Origin of the sequence: Delftia sp. Lp-1 (genome assembly GCF_020523835.1) — a bacterium.
In the GTDB taxonomy this organism is placed as follows: domain Bacteria; phylum Pseudomonadota; class Gammaproteobacteria; order Burkholderiales; family Burkholderiaceae_C; genus Comamonas; species Comamonas acidovorans.
The window spans coordinates 2,812,322-2,829,141 of record NZ_JAJALJ010000001.1 but is presented as its reverse complement, the minus strand read 5'-3'; the positions used below and the strand labels follow the sequence as shown (position 1 = coordinate 2,829,141).

The window sequence follows — 16,820 nt, the reverse complement described above, 5'->3', positions numbered from 1 at the left end:
CAAATGGCTATCGTTGAAGTCAAAGTTCCCCAGCTGTCCGAGTCCATCGCTGAGGCCACCATGCTGACCTGGAAGAAGAAGGCCGGCGAAGCGGTTGCAATCGATGAGATCCTCATCGAAATCGAAACCGACAAGGTCGTGCTCGAAGTGCCCGCACCCGCCGCTGGCGTGCTGGCCGAGATCGTGCAAGGTGACGGCGCCACCGTGGTGGCCGAGCAGCTGATCGCCAAGATCGACACCGAAGGCGTGGCCGGCGTGGCCGCTGCCGCTCCTGCCGCAGCCGCCGCTCCCGCTGCCGCAGCGCCTGCTGCTGCTCCCGCCGCTGCTGCTGCCACTGGCGGCAGCAAGGGCGATGTCGCCATGCCCGCCGCTGCCAAGCTGCTGGCCGAGAACAACCTGTCGGCCGCCAACGTGGCTGGCTCCGGCAAGGATGGTCGCGTGACCAAGGGCGACGCCCTGGCCGCCGTCAAGGGCGGCGTGCAGTCCACGGCTGCCGTCATCCCCACCGGCGTGCCCACCAAGGCGCTGCCCCAGGTGTCGGCTCCCGCTGCCAAGGAAGACCTCAGCGGCCGTCCCGAGCAGCGCGTGCCCATGAGCCGCCTGCGTGCCCGCGTGGCCGAGCGCCTGCTGCAGTCGCAGTCCACCAACGCCATCCTGACCACGTTCAACGAAGTGAACATGGCCCCGGTGATGGATCTGCGCAAGAAGTTCCAGGACGCCTTCACCAAGGAACACGGCACCAAGCTGGGCTTCATGTCCTTCTTCGTCAAGGCGGCAGTGCACGCCCTGAAGAAGTACCCCGTGCTCAATGCTTCCGTGGACGGCAACGACATCGTCTACCACGGCTACTTCGACATCGGTATCGCCGTGGGTTCGCCCCGTGGCCTGGTGGTGCCCATCCTGCGCAATGCAGACCAGATGAGCTTCGCCGACATCGAAAAGAAGATTGCCGAATTCGGCAAGAAGGCGGCGGACGGCAAGCTGGGCATTGAAGACATGACCGGCGGCACCTTCTCCATCTCCAACGGCGGCACCTTCGGCTCGATGATGTCCACCCCCATCATCAACCCGCCCCAGTCGGCCATCCTGGGCGTGCACGCCACCAAGGACCGTGCCATGGTCGAGAATGGCCAGGTCGTGGTCCGCCCGATGAACTATCTGGCCATGTCCTATGACCACCGCATCATCGACGGCCGCGAAGCCGTGCTGGGCCTGGTGGCCATGAAGGACGCGCTGGAAGATCCTTCGCGCCTGCTGTTCGACCTGTAATTCCACAGGGTTCGACACGACGAAAACCCACCCTTGGCCGCGTGCCCTGCGGTGGGTTTTTTCATGCATCACAGACAAGAGATTCCTGAAATGAGCAAGCAATTCGACGTCATCGTCATCGGCGCGGGCCCTGGCGGCTACATCGCCGCCATCCGTGCCGCACAACTGGGCTTCAACGTGGCCTGTATCGACGAGTGGAAGAACGCCGCGGGCGGCGCCGCTCCGGGCGGCACCTGCACCAACGTGGGCTGCATTCCCTCCAAGGCCCTGCTGCAGTCGTCCGAGCACTTCGAGCACGCCAATCTGCACTTTGCCGACCATGGCATCTCCACCGGCAAGGTCGAGATGGACGTGGCCAAGATGATCGCCCGCAAGGATGCGGTCGTGAAGCAGAACAACGACGGCATCCTGTACCTGTTCAAGAAGAACAAGGTCACCTTCTTCCATGGCCGTGGCTCGTTCGTCAAGGCGGTCGAGGGCGGCTACGAGATCAAGGTTGCCGGCAAGGAAGAGGAAGTGCTGACGGGCAAGCAGATCGTGGTCGCCACGGGCTCCAGCGCCCGCGCGCTGCCCGGCGTGCCTTTCGATGAAGAGAACATCCTGTCCAACGACGGCGCCCTGCGCCTGGGCAAGGCCCCGAAGAAGCTGGCCCTGATCGGCGCTGGCGTGATCGGCCTGGAAATGGGCTCGGTCTGGCGCCGCCTGGGCACGGAAGTGGTCGTGCTCGAAGGCATGGACAAGTTCCTGTCCGCCGTGGACGAGCAGATCGCCAAGGAAGCCAAGAAGGCGTTCGACAAGCAGGGCCTGAAGATCGAGCTGGGCGTGAAGATCGGCGAAATCAAGAGCGGCAAGAAGGGCGTGTCCATCGCCTACACCAACGCCAAGGGTGAAGCCCAGGCGCTGGAGGCCGACAAGCTGATCATCTCCATCGGCCGCACCGCCAACACGGCCGGCCTCAATGCCGAGGCCGTGGGCCTGGCTCTGGACGAGCGCGGCTGCGTCGTGGTCGATGACGACTGCAAGACCAGCCTGCCCGGCGTCTGGGCCGTGGGCGACGTGGTGCGCGGCCCGATGCTGGCGCACAAGGCCGAGGAAGAGGCCGTGGCCGTGGCCGAGCGCATTGCCGGCCAGCATGGCCATGTGAACTTCGGCACCATTCCCTGGGTGATCTACACCAGCCCCGAAATCGCATGGGTGGGCCGCACCGAGCAGCAACTGAAGGAGCAGGGCGTCAAGTACAAGGCTGGCACCTTCCCCTTCCTGGCCAACGGCCGCGCGCGCGCCCTGGGCGATACCACGGGCATGGTCAAGTTCCTGGCCGATGCCGAGACCGACGAAATCCTGGGCGTGCACATGGTCGGCCCCATGGTCTCGGAACTGATCTCCGAAGCCGTGGTCGCCATGGAGTTCAAGGCATCGAGCGAAGACATCGCCCGCATCTGCCACGCCCACCCCTCGCTGTCCGAGGCCACCAAGGAAGCGGCACTGGCCGTTGACAAGCGCACTCTGAATTTCTGAGTGCCAGGCTAGCCATCTAGCCCAAGCCAAAGACCTGAAAGCGCTTGCCCTGCAAGCGTTTTCAGCTTCTGAATACATAGCGAATGGTTGATGCTGCATGAGCGTTTCAGTGCGAGAGGCCTACGAGGCCGAACTGGTAGCCAAGGGCTTTCACAGTGATCCTGCGCAGTTGCGCGCCGTCGAGGCGCTGCAGCGCTGTGCCGACGACTGGGCGGTCTACCGCCAGCGCCGCTCCAACGCCTTCAAGAAGCTCATCAACCATCCCGAGATTCCCCGCGGCGTCTACATGTACGGCGGGGTGGGGCGCGGCAAGAGCTTTCTCATGGACTGCTTCTTCAACGCCGTGCCGCTCAGACGCAAGGTGCGCCTGCATTTCCACGAATTCATGCGCGAGGTCCACCGCGAGCTCGCCGTGCTGCAGGGAACGCAGAACCCGCTGGACGTGCTGGGTGCCCGCATCTCCAAGAAGTACAAGCTGATCTGCTTCGACGAATTCCACGTGGCCGACATCACGGACGCGATGATCCTGCACCGGCTGCTGGTCTCGCTGTTCGCCAACGGCGTGGGCTTTGTCACCACCTCCAACTTCAAGCCCGACGAGCTGTATCCGGGCGGCCTGCACCGCGACCGCATCCTGCCGGCCATCGACCTGCTCAACGAGCGCATGGAAGTCGTCAACGTGGACAACGGCACGGACTACCGCCGCCGCACGCTGGAAAACGCCCGGCTCTATCACACGCCCCTGGGTGCAGAGGCCGATGCGGCCATGACCGAAACCTTCGACAAGCTGGCCGAAGTCAAGGACGAAGACCCGGTGCTGCACATCGAGGCGCGCGAGATCCGTGCGCGCCGCCGCGCCGGTGGCGTGGTCTGGTTCGACTTCCGCGAGCTGTGCGGCGGCCCGCGGTCGCAGAACGACTACCTGGAGATCGCAAGCCAGTTCCACACCGTGCTGCTGTCCGACGTGCCCTATATGCCGGTCAACATGGCATCGCCCGCGCGGCGCTTCACCTGGCTGGTGGACGTGTTGTACGACCGCAGGGTCAAGCTGGTCATCTCGGCCGCCGTGCCGCCCGAGCAGCTTTACACTGAGGGCCCGCTGGCCCATGAGTTCCCCCGTACCGTATCGCGCCTGAACGAGATGCAGTCCAAGGAATTCCTGGCGCTGGAGCGCCGTGTGGTGGACACCAGCCTGACCTGAGGCCGGTCCCGGCCGCTGGCGTCGTTTGCCGGACCTGTACATGTTGAAACTGCCTACCTCTGCTTTCGCCCTTGTGAAGAAACTGCCCGCTCCCCTGGGCGCTGCGCTGGCCTGCCTTGTGCTGGCCGGCCCGGCCATGGCTGCGGATGCTGGCGCCGATGCCGATGTGCGGCAGGAACGCGCCCAGGCTGCAAAGCAGGTCCAGGTCGAGCGCAAGGCCGCACGCGCCGAGATCGCGGCCCAGCGTGCCGTCATCGACAGGCGGCGCACGGCCCTGGAGTCCGAGTGCTACCAGCGCTTTGCCGTGGAAGACTGCCTCAGGCAGGCGCGCGAGGAGGCTCGTGAGCAGGACAAGCCGCTGCGCGAACGCGAGCTGCAGATCAACGACGAGGAGCGCAAGGAGCGCGCCGCCCAGCGCCTTGAGGATATCGAGGCCAAGAAGGCGCAGAAGGCCGCCTCGTCCATGCAAGCCAAGGAGCGGCCACCGGCCGCCCAGCGCGACACCCAGGCCATCAGGGCCCAGCGTGCCCAGGACGCACAGCAGCGCGCAGCCCAGCAGGCCAGCCACCAGCGTGATCGCCAGGCGCAGATCGAGCAGCGCCAGTCTGCGCAGGAGCAGGAGCGGCGAGCTGCCGCCCGCGCCCAGTTCGAGGCCAAGCAAAAAGAGGCTGCCGAGCGCAAGGCCCGCGCCGCCGATGCCGCCCGTGATCGCGGCCCGCAGGCAGCGCCACTGCCTGCGCCTCCCGCGCCTGCGGCGCCCTGAGTTTGGTGGTCACGCCGTCACCGGCTCCAGTGCCTCGAGCTTGAGCACCACCAGCGACAGGTTGTCACCACCGCCCTGGGCGCGCACGCGTGCCTTGTCGATCAGGAATTCCGTGGCCTCGCGCGGCGTGAGCGCGTTGAGCACGGTGCCCAGTTCCTCCGCCGTGTAGTAGTGCCAGACGCCGTCGCTGCAGGCCATGAGCGTGGTGCCCGGATGCACGTGCTCGATCACGTGGTGGCTCATGGGCGGCTCGGCCTCGGTGCCCAGGCAGCCCAGCAGGATGTTGGACTTGGGGTGCACATGGGCCTCGAACTCGGTGAGTTCTCCCCTGTCCACCAGGGACTGGACGTAGGAGTGGTCCTTGGTGCGGTGGACCATGGTCGCGCCCTGGTAGTGGTAGATGCGCGAATCGCCCGAATGCACCCAGTGGCAGCGGCCCTGGGGCAGCAGCACGAAGGCGGCAATGGTACTGTGCGGCTCCTGCTCGGCCGAGATGGCCGTCAGCCGGATCACCATGTGCGACTCGTGGACGATGCTCTCCAGCAGCGCCGTGCAGTCCTCCTTGCCCGGCTCGAAGCGCTCGAACAGCTGGCGCGCCGTGAGCATGACCTGGTCGGAGGCCTTGCGCCCGCCACTACGCCCGCCCATGCCGTCGGCCAGCACGCCCAGCAGGCAGCCGTGTACATAGGGGTGGGCCATGAGCATCACCTGGTCTTGCTGGTATTGCCTGTCACCGCGATGGATGCCTGTGGCGGCTTGGAGTCGGTACGCTGGCTGCATGGTCTCTGGTTTGGTGGGCTCTTGGGGCGGTGGATGGGCACACCAATGTCATGGCGCATATTATCGGAGCACCGTCCCCGGCGCTGGCCCGCCGCACCCCGGCGGCGCTCTCTTTTTCAACAAACGGACCCGCCCTTTGCATTCCCTGACCGCCGCCGTGCAGGCGGCCTTCGCGCCGCAAGGCCTGCTGTCGCGCGCCGAGGCGCTATTCCTGCCGCGTGAGGGGCAGACCCGCATGGCCCTGGCCGTGGCCCAGGCCATCGAGCAGCGCCAGACCCTGGTGGTCGAGGCCGGCACGGGCGTGGGCAAGACCTATGCCTACCTGGTGCCGGCCCTGCTCAGCGGCCAGCGCGTGCTAGTGTCCACGGCCACGCGCGCGCTGCAGGATCAGCTGTATGCCCGCGATCTGCCGCGCCTCGTTGCCGCGCTGGGCATGCCGCTGCGCATGGCGCGCCTCAAGGGCCGCAGCGCCTACCTGTGCATGGAGCGGCTGGAGCGTGTGCGCCAGGGCCGCACGGCGCCGCAGGACCCGCAGGTGCTGCGCAGCGTGGCCCTGGTCGAGCGATGGGCACGCACCACGCGCACGGGCGACCTGGGCGAGTTGCCCGCGCTGGACGAGCGCTCGCCCGCGCTGCCCCTGGTCACTTCCACACGCGACAACTGCCTGGGTTCCGACTGCCCGCATTGGCAGGACTGCCATGTCAACGTGGCCCGCCGCGCTGCGCTGGAGGCCGACGTGGTGGTCATCAACCACCACCTGATGTTTGCCGACCTGGATGTGCGCGAGTCGGGCGTGGCCCAGTTGCTGCCCAGCGTGGGCGTGGTCGTGGTGGACGAGGCCCACCAGCTCAACGACACCGGCGTGCAGTTCGCGGGCCAGAGCCTGTCGGGCCAGCAACTGACGGGCTATGCCCGCGATGTGCTGCGCGCCGGCCAGGAACTGGCGCGCGGCATGGCCGACTGGATGCAGCTTTCGGCACGTGTGGAGCAGGCCTTGCGCGAGCTGCGACTGGCGGCAGGCAAGCCCCCGTTGGGCGGGCGCCTGCCCTGGCAGGGTGTGACGCCGCAGGGGCTGGACGCGCAGCGCTGGCGCGCCGCCCTGGTGACGCTGGGGCGCAGCCTGCGGGCACTGCTGGAGCCGCTGGTGCAACTGCAGGTCAGCGACCCCGAACTGCGCAGGCTGTTCGAGCGCGGCAACGAGCTGCTGCGGCGCCTGGCCACCTTTGCCGCAGCCGCCGTGCAGGACACGGTGCGCTGGCTGGAGCTGGGCAGCCACCAGATGCGCATGCTGGAGTCTCCGCTGACCATTGCGCACATCATGCGCACACGGCTGCTGGGGTTGACGCAGGAGCAGGAGCAGGAGGGATTGGAAGACCAGGAGCGAGAGGATGCACAGCCCGAGCCACAAGAACAGGAAGAAGGCGCGCCCGCGCCCGTTCACGAAGCTGCAGGCCTGCCCCGGCAGCCCTCGGGCACCGCGTGGATCTTCACCTCGGCCACGCTGGGTGACGACGAGCGCCTGAGCTGGTTCACCGAGCCCTGCGGCCTGCGCGAGGCCCAGGTGCTGCGCGTGGACAGTCCCTTTGACTATGCGCGGCAGGCAGCGCTTTACGTGCCCCGGCCCTTTGCCCAGGCCGGCAGTGCCACGCACAGCATCGAGGTGGCGCGCCTGGCGCTGGATGCCGCTCAGCGCCTGGGCGGGCGCACGCTGGTGCTGACGACCACGCTGCGGGCGCTGCACGCCATAGGCGATGCGCTGCAGCAGTCGCTGGAGCTGTTTGGTGAACTCGATGTGCTGGTCCAGGGGCAGGCGCCCAAGCTGGCCTTGATCGAGCGCTTTATCGCGGCCGGAGAAGGCAGGAAAGGCACGCAAGGCGGGGACGGTACGGGGGCGAGCCTGGGGCGGGGCTGCATTCTGGTGGCCTCGGCCACTTTCTGGGAGGGGGTGGACCTGCCGGGCGATGCGCTGCAGCTGGTGGTCATCGACAAGCTGCCGTTTCCGCCGCCCGACGATCCGCTGGTCGAGGCGCGTTCGCGCAGTCTGGAATCCGTGGGGCGTCAGGCCTTTGCCGACTACATGCTGCCCGAGGCCGCCATGGCGCTCAAGCAGGGCGCTGGCCGCCTGATCCGGCGCGAGACGGATCGCGGCGTGCTCGTGGTCTGTGATTCCCGGTTGGCCACCATGGGTTATGGGCGGCGGCTGCGTGCCGCGCTCCCGCCCATGCGGACTCTGGTGGACGAGGCGGCCTTTGTTCAGGCCCTGCAGGCGCTGGCGCAGCCTGCGCCGCAGATCACCACAGCTTCCACCACGACTTCTGCTTTGCCGTGAGGTCCTGGTCGGACTCCTGGCCGTAGGAGGCGGTCAGCACGCGTTGCGCGTCGTCGCGCAACTGCGTCATGCCCAGGGCGTCGTATGAATTCACCAGGATCTGCATGGCCTCGCGCACGGCGGGCACGCCCTGGTAGTCCTTGACGGCCGTCTGCGCGCGCGCGATGGCGGCCACGTAGGCGCCGCGTCCGTAGTAGTAGCGGGCCACATGCACTTCGTACTGCGCCAGAGAGTTGACGATGTACTGCATGCGCAGCCGCGAATCCTCGGCGTAGCGCGACTCGGGAAAGCGCGTCACCAGTTCGCGGAAGGACTCGAACGAGTCCTTGGCGGCCTTCTGGTCACGCTCGGACAGATCCTGGCGCGACAGCCAGGAGAACATGCCCAGGTTGTCATTGAAGTTGACCAGGCCCTTCAGGTAGAGGGCGTAGTCGGTGGCGGGGCTGGCCGGGTGCAGCTTCAGGAAGCGGTCCAGCGTGGCGGTGGCCTGGATCTTGTCGCCGCTCTTGTACTGGGCATAGGCCTTGTCGAGCTGGGCCTGCTGGGCCAGGGGCGTGCCGGCGGCACGGCCTTCGAGCTTCTCGAACAGCGGAACGGCCTTGTCGAACGCGCCGGAGGCGGCTTCGTCGCGGGCCTCGGTATAGATGCGGTCCGGGGTCCACTTGGCAGTAGGGTCTTGCTGCGTACTGGAGCAGGCTGTCAGAACGCCTGCGACCAGCATGGCGGGAACGATGGACAGGGGAATACGCTGCATGGTGGACGTTTCTCGGGCAATCGAAGGGCAGTGAGAGGGTTGGCGGGCAGGGACGCGGGCCGCGCTGAGGGGCCGCACAAAGCCTGATTTTCCCGCAACCGGGCCGAAGCATTGTAACGGCCTGCGATGCCCGCCCCGCAGGCGGGGGCGGCGGCAAAGGCATGGCCGTGAACGGGTCCCGGCCTTGCGGAGCTTTCTACAATGGCGCCCATATGTTTGTCCATTTGCGCCTGCACACCGAATTCTCCGTCGTGGACGGAACCAACCGCATCAATGCCATCGTCAAGGCTGCCGCCGAGGATGGGCAGGTCGCACTGGCCGTCACAGACTTCAACAACCTGTTTGGCGGCGTCAAGTTCTACCGCGAAGGGCGGGCCAAGGGCGTCAAGCCCGTGCTGGGCGCGGAAATCCAGATCGAAGGCGAGAACGGCGCCGCCGTCTCGCGCATCATCGTGCTGGTGCAAAGCCCGCTGGGCTACCACAACCTGTCCGAACTGCTGGCCCGTGGCTGGACCCGCAACGTGGTCAAGGGCCAGGCCGTGCACACCTGGGCCTGGCTGCAGGAGCTGGGCGAGGGGCTGATCGTGCTGGCCGGTGCCCAGGCCGGCCCCGTGGGCCAGGCGCTGATGCGCGGCGACGAGGCCGGCGCAGCCGCCGTGGCCCAGCGGCTGGCAGGCATGTTCCCGCACCGTTTCTTCATCGAACTGCAGCGCGCCGGCCGCCAGGACGATGAGGCCCATGTGCTGGCCGCCGTGCAACTGGCCGAGCGGCTGAACCTGCCCGTGGTGGCCACGCACCCCATCCAGTTCTTCGGCCCCGACGACTACGAAGCGCACGAGGCGCGCGTGTGCATCGCCGAGGGCGAGATCCTGGCCAACCCGAAGCGCGTGCGCCGCTTCACGCGCGACCAGCATTTCAAGACCGCCGCGCAGATGCAGGCGCTGTTCGCCGACATTCCCAGCGCCATTGCCAACACCGTGGAAATCGCGCGCCGCTGCAGCCTGACCCTGGTGCTGGGCAAGCCGCAGCTGCCCAATTTCCCCGTGCCTGACGGCATGACCATGGACGAGTTCTTCCGCAGCGAATCCTTCAACGGCCTGGAAGACCGCCTGACCCACCTGTATCCCGATCCCGCCAAGCGCGAGGCGCAGCGCCCGCGCTACGTGGAACGGCTGGAGTTCGAGATCGGCACCATCCTCAAGATGGGCTTTCCGGGCTACTTCCTCATCGTGGGCGACTTCATCAAGTGGGCCAAGCTCAACGGCTGCCCCGTGGGCCCGGGCCGCGGATCGGGCGCGGGCTCGCTGGTGGCCTACGTGCTCAAGATCACGGACCTGGACCCGCTGGAGTACAACCTGCTGTTCGAGCGCTTCCTGAACCCCGAGCGCGTGTCCATGCCCGACTTTGACGTGGACTTCTGCCAGGCCAACCGCGACCGCGTCATCGACTACGTGAAGCAGCTCTACGGCCGCGACGCCGTCAGCCAGATCGCCACCTTCGGCACCATGGCCGCGCGCGCGGCCATCCGCGACGTGGGCCGCGTGCTGGACATGAGCTACACCTTCTGCGACGGCATCTCCAAGCTCATTCCCAACAAGCCGGGCCTGCACGTCACGCTCAAATACCCGCCCAATCCGAAGAAGGAGGGCGACAAGTACACCTACGCCATCGAGGCCGAGCCCATGCTGGCCGAGCGCATCGAAAAAGAAGAAGACGTCAAGACCCTGATCGAAATGGCCCAGAAGCTCGAAGGCATGACTCGCAACATCGGCATGCACGCGGGCGGCGTGGTGATCGCTCCGGGCAAGCTCGCCGACTTCTGCCCGCTGTACCAGCAGCCGGGCAGCGACTCGGCCGTGGCCATGTACGACAAGGACGATGTGGAGGCCGTGGGCCTGGTGAAGTTCGACTTTCTGGGCTTGGCCACGCTGACCATCCTGGAGATCGCGCGCGAGTTCATCATCAAGCGCCACAAGGGCCAGGAGAACTTCGCCTTCGAGAACATCCCACTGGACGATGCGCGCACCTACCACCTGTTCTCCGAGGGCAAGACCGAAGCCGTGTTCCAGTTTGAATCGCGCGGCATGCAGGGCATGCTGCGCGACGCCAAGCCCAGCCGCCTGGAAGACCTGATCGCACTGAACGCGCTGTACCGTCCGGGCCCCATGGACCTGATCCCCAGCTTCGTCGCGCGCAAGCACGGCAAGGAAGTGGTGGAGTACCCGCACCCGCTGGTCGAGCAGGTGCTGGCCGAGACCTACGGCATCATGGTCTACCAGGAGCAGGTGATGCAGACCGCCCAGGTGCTGGGCGGCTACTCGCTGGGCGGCGCCGACCTCTTGCGCCGGGCCATGGGCAAGAAGAAGGTCGAGGAAATGGTCATGCACCGCGGGATCTTCCGCGAGGGCGCGGCCAAGCAGGGCATCAGCGAGGAAAAGGCCGATGAGGTCTTCGACCTGATGGAGAAGTTCGCGGGCTACGGCTTCAACAAGTCGCACGCCGCCGCCTACTCGCTGCTGGCCTACCACACGGCCTGGCTCAAGGTGCACTACACGGCCGAGTTCTACTGCGGGAACATGACCGTGGAAATGGACAACACCGACAAGCTCAAGGTGTTGTACGAAGACGCGCTCAAGATGGGCATCAGCTTCGAGCCGCCGGACGTCAACCGCGGCATGTACCGTTTCGAGCCCGTCACCGACAAGGTCATCCGCTATGGCCTGGGCGCCATCAAGGGCACGGGCCAGCAGGCCATCGAGGCCATCGTTGCGGCGCGTGAAGGCCGCGGCGTGGGGCCGCGCGGTGCCGACAAGGGTCCTTTCAAGAGCCTGGCCGACTTCTGCGTGCGCGTGGACCGCACGCGCCTGAACAAGCGCACGCTGGAAGCCCTGATCAAGGGCGGCGCCTTCGACGCCATCGAGCTCAACCGGGCGTCGCTGGTGGCCTCCATCGACCATGCCTTCGAGTTCGGCAACAAGACGCTGGCCAACGCCAATCAGGGCGGCCTGTTCGACATGATGGGCGATGACGCCGTGGGCTCCAGCACCCAGGAGCCGCCTCTGGTCGAGGCACTGCCCTGGGGCGTGAAGGAGCGGCTGACCCAGGAAAAGACGGCGGTGGGCTTCTACCTCTCGGGCCACCTGTTTGACGAGGTCGAGAAAGAGGTGCGCCGCTTCGTGCGCACGCCCCTGGCCGAGCTGCGCGACAGCCGTGAGCCCCAGACGCTGGCCGGCATCATCAGCGACTTCCGCGCCATCAACGGCCAGCGCGGGCGGCTGGGCCTGTTCAAGATCGACGATGGCTCGGGCGTGATCGAGGCCTCGGTGGACGAGAACACGCTCAACATCTACCGCGAACTGCTCAAGGACGATGAATTCGTCGTCATCACCGGGCGCCTGCAGCTCGACCATTTCAGCGGCGGCCTGCGCATGAAGGCCCAGCAGCTGTGGAATCTGGCGGACGCGCGCTGCCGCTTTGCGCGCTACCTGCAGGTCAGCGTGGGCGAGAAGATGCCTGATGTGCTTGGCCTGCTGCGCCAGTTCCCCGCCGTGGTGGAGCAGGGCGAGCACGGCGAGCTGCAGCGCGGCATGAAAGTGCGCCTGGGGCTGGTCTGCGAGGACGAGCGCGGCTCGGCCAGCTGCGAGCTGGCGTTGGGCGATACCAGCCGCTTCTATCCCAGCGATGCGGCCCTGGCGGCCTGGTACGCCCAGGCCGGCAGTGCCCAGGTCAAGGTGGTCTACGAATAAACCGCAAGGTGGCGCAGCGCCCGATGGCGGCAAGCAGGCACTGCTTTGGTGCGTGCTTGCCGGCCCGGGCGGGCACCGCGCTTGAATTCTTCAGGCATGCCTCGCATATCCCTTCCGGAAAACAGTGGCTCCGATGGCTAGAATGATTTTCATGGCAACCCAACCCCCTTCGATCCCTCCTGCCATCCCTACAGTGCGGCCCGTGTCCGACGATGACGGCGCCGTGGTGCTGGAGCGGCGACGCCAGCGCGTCCAGCCGCCGCAGATGTACCAGGTCGTGATGCTCAACGATGACTTCACGCCCATGGAATTCGTCATCATCGTCCTGCAGGAACTCTTCGGTAAGGACCGCGAAACGGCCACCCAGATCATGCTCAAGATCCATCTGGATGGCCGCGGCGTCTGCGGCGTGTACTCGCGCGACGTGGCGGCCACCAAGGTCGAACAGGTGCTGCAGGCCGCCCAGAAGGCAGGCCATCCGTTGCAGGCAATGTTCGAGCCTGTTGAATAAACCCGGGCCGCCCTGATTTATGGTTGCAGTCAATAATCCCCAGCAAGCGAAAAGGAGTCATCAATGATCGCCCAGGAACTGGAAGTCAGCTTGCACATGGCCTTTGTCGAAGCGCGCCAGCAGCGCCACGAGTTCATCACCGTGGAACACCTGCTGCTGGCCCTGCTGGACAACCCCAGTGCAGCGGAAGTGCTGCGCGCCTGCTCAGCCAACATCGATGACCTGCGCTCGGCCCTGTCCAACTTCATCAAGGACAACACGCCCCAGGTGGCGGGCTCCGATGAGGTGGACACACAGCCCACGCTGGGTTTCCAGCGTGTGATTCAGCGCGCCATCATGCATGTGCAATCCACCGGCAACGGCAAGAAGGAAGTCACGGGCGCCAACGTGCTCGTGGCCATCTTCGGTGAGAAGGATTCGCACGCCGTCTACTACCTGCACCAGCAGGGCGTGACGCGTCTGGACGTGGTCAATTTCATTGCCCACGGCATCAAGAAGGGCGAACCGCCCGAGCCCGCCAAGGCCGAAAACCCTGCGGAGTCCGAAGAGGGTGCCGGCGGCGAGCGCAACGAAAAGGCTTCGCCCCTGGAGCAGTTCACGCTGAACCTCAACCAGGCGGCCAAGGACGGCAAGATCGATCCGCTGATCGGGCGCGACTACGAGGTCGAGCGCACCATCCAGATCCTGTGCCGCCGCCGCAAGAACAACCCGCTGCTGGTCGGCGAGGCCGGCGTGGGCAAGACGGCGATCGCAGAAGGCCTGGCCTGGCGCATCACCGAGGGCAAGGTGCCCGAGGTGCTGACCGAAGCCGTGGTCTATTCGCTGGACATGGGCGCGCTGCTGGCGGGCACCAAGTACCGTGGTGATTTCGAGCAGCGCCTCAAGGGCGTGCTCAAGTCGCTCAAGGACCGGCCCAACGCCATCCTGTTCATCGACGAAATCCACACGCTGATCGGCGCGGGCGCCGCTTCGGGCGGCACGCTGGACGCGTCCAATCTGCTCAAGCCGGCGCTGTCCAGCGGCCAGCTCAAGTGCATCGGCGCGACCACCTTCACCGAGTACCGCGGTATCTTCGAAAAGGATGCGGCGCTGTCGCGGCGTTTCCAGAAGGTCGACGTGGTCGAGCCCACCGTGGCCGAGACCGTGGACATCCTCAAGGGCCTGAAGTCGCGCTTCGAGGAGCACCACAGCGTGCAATACGCCGCTGCCGCCCTGCAGGCTGCGGCCGAGCTGTCGGCCAAGTACATCAATGACCGCCACCTGCCCGACAAGGCCATCGACGTGATCGATGAGGCCGGTGCCGCGCAGCGCATCATCCCGGTGGAGCAGCGCAAGCAGACCATCGACAAGGCCGAGATCGAGGCCATCGTGGCCAAGATCGCGCGCATTCCGCCTGCCAACGTGTCCAACGACGACCGCAGCAAGCTGCAGACGCTGGAGCGCGACCTCAAGAGCGTGGTCTTCGGCCAGGACAAGGCGCTGGAGGCGCTGGCCTCCTCGGTCAAGATGGCGCGCTCGGGCCTGGGCAAGCCGGACAAGCCGATCGGCTCCTTCCTGTTCTCGGGCCCCACGGGCGTGGGCAAGACGGAAGCGGCCAAGCAGCTGGCCTACATCCTGGGCGTGGACCTGATCCGCTTCGACATGTCGGAGTACATGGAGCGCCATGCCGTCAGCCGCCTGATCGGCGCGCCTCCGGGCTATGTGGGCTTTGACCAGGGCGGTCTGCTGACCGAGGCCGTGACCAAGAAGCCGCATTCGGTGCTGCTGCTCGACGAAATCGAGAAGGCGCATCCGGACATCTTCAACGTGCTGCTGCAGGTCATGGACCACGGCACGCTGACGGACAACAACGGGCGCAAGGCCGACTTCCGCAACGTGATCCTCATCATGACCACGAACGCGGGCGCCGAGACCATCAACAAGGCCTCGATCGGCTTCACCAACCCGCGCCAGGCCGGCGACGAAATGGGCGACATCAAGCGCCTGTTCACGCCGGAGTTCCGCAACCGTCTGGACGCCATCGTCAGCTTCAAGCCGCTGGACGAGCAGGTCATCCTGCGCGTGGTCGACAAGTTCCTGCTGCAACTGGAGCAGCAACTGGCCGAAAAGCGCGTGGAGGTCACCTTCACCGATGCGCTGCGCAAGCACCTGGCCAAGAAGGGCTTCGATCCGCTCATGGGCGCCCGCCCCATGCAGCGCCTGATCCAGGACACCATCCGGCGTTCGCTGGCCGACGAGCTGCTGTTCGGGCAACTGGTCGATGGTGGCCGCCTGGAAGTGGACTGGGTGGCCGACGCCGACGATGCCGACAAGGGCGAAGTCAAGCTCGACATCACGCCCCAGCCCAAGCAGGACCCGGCTTCCGAGCCGGCCGAGCCCAAAGAGGCCACTGCCGATTGATGTGCATCTTCTGATGCCCACCGCACAAGCCGACAGCCCACCGGGCTGCCGGCTTTTTCTTTGATCCGCCCGAAGGAGTCTTTGTGGAGTGGCTTCGTCAGTACCTGACCCATGAGAATGCGCTGCTGCTGCTGTCGGTGACCTGGTCGGTCTATGTGGTGATCGTCGCGGTGTGGATCCTTCTGCAGCGCAGCGCGCCCGTGGCCACGCTGAGCTGGCTTCTGTCCATGGCGGCGATTCCCGTGGGCGGGCTGGCCATTTACTATTTCTTCGGCCCGCAGCGGCTCAAGCGCCAGCGCATCAAGCGGCTGCGTGCGCGCAAGACATCGCGTGTGCGAACAGGCGTGCAGCGCCTGCGCGAGCGCATGCCGGGCAGCTCGGAGCGCCTGCACCAGGTCGCGCGGCTGGTGGCGGCCACCAGCGACTTTCCCGTCAGCACGGCCGCCGACCTGCGGCTGCTGGTGGGCGGCGCTGCCACCTTCGACGCCATCATCGAGGCGGTGAACGCGGCGCGCCACCACATCCACCTGGAGTACTACATCTTCGAGCCGGACCAGACCGGCACGGCCCTGCGCGACCTGCTGATACAGCGGGCCCGCGCAGGCATACAGGTGCGCCTGCTGGTGGATGCCCTGGGTTCCAAGAAGCTGGGACGGCGATTTCTGCAGCCGCTGGAGGATGCGGGTGCCGAGGTCGCACTGTTCCATGGCACCAAGATCGGCCGGCGGCTGCGCCCGGTCATCAACTTCCGTACCCACCGCAAGATCCTGGTGTGCGACGGCAAGGTGGGCTTCACGGGCGGCGTCAACGTGACCGACGAAGAGAACGCGCGTGTCATGCCCGATGCCTACCACGACGTGCACCTGCGCCTGGAGGGCGCCATCGTCAACTGGCTGCAGACCGTGTTCCTCGAAGACTGGGCCTATGCGCTGGAAAAGGACCCCAAGAACGAGCCCGCCGACATCGACCTGCTGCTGCCGGATGCGCCCGAGGGCCCGCTTCCCGTGCAGATCATCACCTCGGGCCCCGACAACGGCCTGCAGGCCATCTACCGCGCCCATCTTGCGGCCATCAACGCGGCCGAGGAACGTGTCTGGCTGACCACGCCGTATTTCGTGCCGACGGAGGCCGCGCTGGCAGCGCTCACCAATGCCTCGCTGCGCGGTGTCGATGTGCAGCTGCTGGTGCCACGCCGTTCGGACTCGGCCCTGGTCACGGCGGCTGCGCGCTCCTACTACGACGAGCTGATCCGCTGCGGCGTGCGCGTCTACGAGTACAAGGCACGCATGCTGCACTCCAAGACCCTGGTGGTGGACGACAACATCGCCATCATCGGCACGGCCAACTTCGACTACCGCAGCTTCTTCCTGAACTACGAGGTCTGCGCCATCGCCTACGGGCCTGCGCTCAACGGCGATCTGGCCAAGCAGTTCGAGGCCGATCTGGAGCAGGCCCAGCGCGTGCACTTCAAGCGCGACCTGGGCTTTGCGCTGCGCCTGTTTGACTCGGGCGCGCGGCTGTGTTCGCCCCTGTTGTGAGGGCCGGTGGC

Annotated in this window: 11 protein-coding genes; 9 read left to right on the top strand and 2 right to left on the bottom strand. The window is 66.3% G+C overall.

The genetic code is table 11. The annotated features are described in order from the left end of the window. The first annotated feature begins 3 nt into the window (after nucleotides 1–3). The 4 genes from odhB to LGR64_RS12710 all read left to right on the top strand — a co-directional run bounded on the left by odhB (nucleotide 4) and on the right by LGR64_RS12710 (nucleotide 4,751). Nucleotides 4–1,269, top strand: coding sequence for a 2-oxoglutarate dehydrogenase complex dihydrolipoyllysine-residue succinyltransferase (gene odhB, locus LGR64_RS12725; protein ID WP_013802659.1), 1,266 nt, complete (start codon nucleotides 4–6; stop codon nucleotides 1,267–1,269). 90 nt (nucleotides 1,270–1,359) lie between these two features. Continuing rightward, nucleotides 1,360–2,787 carry a dihydrolipoyl dehydrogenase gene (gene lpdA, locus LGR64_RS12720; protein ID WP_013802658.1) on the top strand — a complete coding sequence of 476 codons (1,428 nt, stop codon included), beginning with the start codon at nucleotides 1,360–1,362 and terminating at the stop codon, nucleotides 2,785–2,787. Nucleotides 2,788–2,884: 97 nt separating this feature from the next. Beyond that, nucleotides 2,885–3,988, top strand: a complete 1,104-nt coding sequence (gene zapE, locus LGR64_RS12715; protein ID WP_012205332.1) for a cell division protein ZapE — start codon at nucleotides 2,885–2,887, stop codon at nucleotides 3,986–3,988. Between the two features lie 40 nt (nucleotides 3,989–4,028). Next, the gene (locus LGR64_RS12710) at nucleotides 4,029–4,751 is read left to right on the top strand and encodes a hypothetical protein (RefSeq protein ID WP_141836108.1); all 723 of its coding nucleotides are present in this window, start codon (nucleotides 4,029–4,031) and stop codon (nucleotides 4,749–4,751) included. A 9-nt stretch (nucleotides 4,752–4,760) separates the two neighbouring features. Here LGR64_RS12710 and LGR64_RS12705 read toward each other — a convergent pair whose 3' ends face one another. Then, nucleotides 4,761–5,531, bottom strand: coding sequence for a PP2C family protein-serine/threonine phosphatase (locus LGR64_RS12705; RefSeq protein WP_012205334.1), 771 nt, complete (start codon nucleotides 5,529–5,531; stop codon nucleotides 4,761–4,763). A gap of 136 nt (nucleotides 5,532–5,667) precedes the next feature. On the opposite strand from LGR64_RS12705, the gene LGR64_RS12700 reads away from it, so the two are divergent. Next, the gene (locus tag LGR64_RS12700) at nucleotides 5,668–7,860 is read left to right on the top strand and encodes an ATP-dependent DNA helicase (protein ID WP_141836111.1); all 2,193 of its coding nucleotides are present in this window, start codon (nucleotides 5,668–5,670) and stop codon (nucleotides 7,858–7,860) included. Here the strand turns inward: LGR64_RS12700 and LGR64_RS12695 are convergent. Further along, complete coding sequence (locus LGR64_RS12695) at nucleotides 7,823–8,614, bottom strand: outer membrane protein assembly factor BamD (protein WP_012205336.1); 792 nt, start codon at nucleotides 8,612–8,614, stop codon at nucleotides 7,823–7,825. The two genes, LGR64_RS12700 and LGR64_RS12695, sit on opposite strands and share 38 nt — an antisense overlap. Before the next feature lie 212 nt (nucleotides 8,615–8,826). Here LGR64_RS12695 and dnaE point away from each other — a divergent pair, with 212 nt between their 5' ends. The 4 genes from dnaE to cls all read left to right on the top strand — a co-directional run bounded on the left by dnaE (nucleotide 8,827) and on the right by cls (nucleotide 16,809). Beyond that, the gene (gene dnaE, locus LGR64_RS12690; RefSeq protein WP_230355641.1) at nucleotides 8,827–12,360 is read left to right on the top strand and encodes a DNA polymerase III subunit alpha; all 3,534 of its coding nucleotides are present in this window, start codon (nucleotides 8,827–8,829) and stop codon (nucleotides 12,358–12,360) included. Nucleotides 12,361–12,493: 133 nt separating this feature from the next. Beyond that, on the top strand, nucleotides 12,494–12,871 hold the full coding sequence (gene clpS / locus LGR64_RS12685; protein ID WP_012205338.1) for an ATP-dependent Clp protease adapter ClpS: 378 nt from the start codon (nucleotides 12,494–12,496) through the stop codon (nucleotides 12,869–12,871). A gap of 63 nt (nucleotides 12,872–12,934) precedes the next feature. Continuing rightward, the gene (clpA, locus tag LGR64_RS12680; protein ID WP_012205339.1) at nucleotides 12,935–15,271 is read left to right on the top strand and encodes an ATP-dependent Clp protease ATP-binding subunit ClpA; all 2,337 of its coding nucleotides are present in this window, start codon (nucleotides 12,935–12,937) and stop codon (nucleotides 15,269–15,271) included. 83 nt (nucleotides 15,272–15,354) lie between these two features. Further along, on the top strand, nucleotides 15,355–16,809 hold the full coding sequence (gene cls / locus LGR64_RS12675) for a cardiolipin synthase (protein ID WP_012205340.1): 1,455 nt from the start codon (nucleotides 15,355–15,357) through the stop codon (nucleotides 16,807–16,809). Nucleotides 16,810–16,820: the final 11 nt, after the last annotated feature.